Annotated in this window: 1 protein-coding gene; it reads right to left on the bottom strand. The window is 66.3% G+C overall.

Features of this window, described 5'->3' with window-relative positions:
- Nucleotides 1-179: 179 nt before the first annotated feature.
- Nucleotides 180-1,271, bottom strand: a complete 1,092-nt coding sequence (locus tag ACWDU1_RS32225; protein WP_450004195.1) for a DUF4185 domain-containing protein — start codon at nucleotides 1,269-1,271, stop codon at nucleotides 180-182.
- Nucleotides 1,272-1,667 lie beyond the last annotated feature (396 nt).

The following is a 1,667-nucleotide window of genomic DNA, read 5'->3' as shown; positions in this document are numbered from 1 at the left end:
ACGCCTCCCTTCGAGCGCTGACAGCAGACGCGGGCCGAACCCTTTGTGGGCCTCGCTGAACTCGGCGCCCGGGTGGGGGGTCGGGAACGGGAAGCAGGGTGTGATCGGCAGTGGGGGCTTACTCGGGTGGGCCGGGATGGAACCGTTCGGGCGGGGTGGCCGGGCGGCGTTCGCCGGAGTTACAGGGGGGTGCGCATCAGCAGGACGTTGTACTGGTTGTGGACCGTGAGCAGGAAGTACAGGTCGCTGCCGGTCTGGTAGGGGAAGATCATGGGTGCGTACGCCGTGGGCAGCGCCGCCGCCTCCACCAGCACCCGCGCCGGGCTCCACGGGCCCTCCGGAGAATCGGCGGTGCGCAGTACCACCGAGTTGAACGGGTCGGTCGTCGTCATCACGTACTTGCGCAAGTGCTCGTTCCACTGCACCGACAACTCGGCGACCCCGTCCACGATCGGCGCGGCGGCCTTCGCGTCGTTGAGCTTCCACTCCTTGCCGTCCCAGTATTCGTAGGCGTCGATATTCGCGATCTCCGCCTCACGTACCCGGGAGATGTAGCCGAGATGGTTGCGCCCGCCCGGCGTGCCGTAGCGGTAGACGAAACCGTCCTCCTTCACGAACGCGTTCTGCTGGAACCGTTCGTGACCGTCCACGTTCCTGCGCCGCGTCGTCGGCAGCTGAGCCCAGGTCCGGCCGCCGTCGCCCGAGGAGGCCAGCGTGGAGAAGTTCGTGGTCCAGCGACCGTGATCGCCCCACTCCTTCACCGACATCAGGCTCATGTACTGCACCCCGCCCACCGCGATACCCGCGGTCGGGATCAGGCTGATCTCGATACCCGGGATCTTCGGGCTCGGCAGCGGATTGGGAACCGCGCCGTCGAAGATGATGCCCTGCGACGGATCCTGTGTGCGGCTGTGGAAAACCACATTGCTGGTCCACGCCCACATACTGCCCGCGAGCAGATTGGGGAACCCGAAGCCGGCCGAATCACCGAACGCGGTGATCAACGTGCCCGCTCCGTCGTCCCACATGACCCCCAGATCGGTGCCGATCACATTGACCTGCTGGGTCTTGTTGGGACTGTCCATCCCGGTCACCTGGAACACGGCCTGGGTATCGCCCGGCAGCGTCGGCAGCCCACGTGGCTGACCGTTGATACCCGGAATCGGGTTCACATTGTTCGGGTCCGCAATAGCCGGACCGGCCAAAACGAGCGCGGCGGCGGCACCGACAACCCCGGCGCGCACCAGTACGGACAGCGGGCGGCGAGTCATTTCTCGGTGTCCTCCTGCGGAACTCTGGCGAATTCTGGGGGCTATCTTGCCACAGGATCGGGGGGGTGAAGGGGGGACATTGCCGGGAAAAGGTGGGGCGGGTGTTGTTCGGCGGGGTGGGTGGTGGGTTGGGTGTGAGGGTGGGGTGGTGTCCTGCTTGTGGAGGTGGAGAGGTGACTTCACGCCCGAAGTGAGGGGTGGCCTGCTCGCCAACGTGAGGCAGGTGGTCCTGCTTGCCGAGGTGGGGTGGTGACTTCACGCGCCAAAAGTGAGGAGGTGGCCCTGCTCGCCGAAGTGAGGCAGGTGACCTTGCTCGCCGGGGTGAGGAGGTGACCCTGCTTGCCAAGGTTCTGTGTTTATTGGCGCGGCTTCGCCGCGCGGGGTTCGGCCCCCGAA

The sequence above is a fragment of the Nocardia sp. NPDC003345 genome (genome assembly GCF_053589395.1).
Note: the sequence above shows the minus strand (reverse complement) of the source record. Positions and strands in the feature narration are given on the sequence as shown.

Coding starts and splice junctions, on each gene's coding strand:
- ACWDU1_RS32225 (WP_450004195.1), bottom strand. CDS start 1,271: ATGACTCGCCGCCCGCTGTCCGTACTGGTGCGCGCCGGGGTTGTCGGT.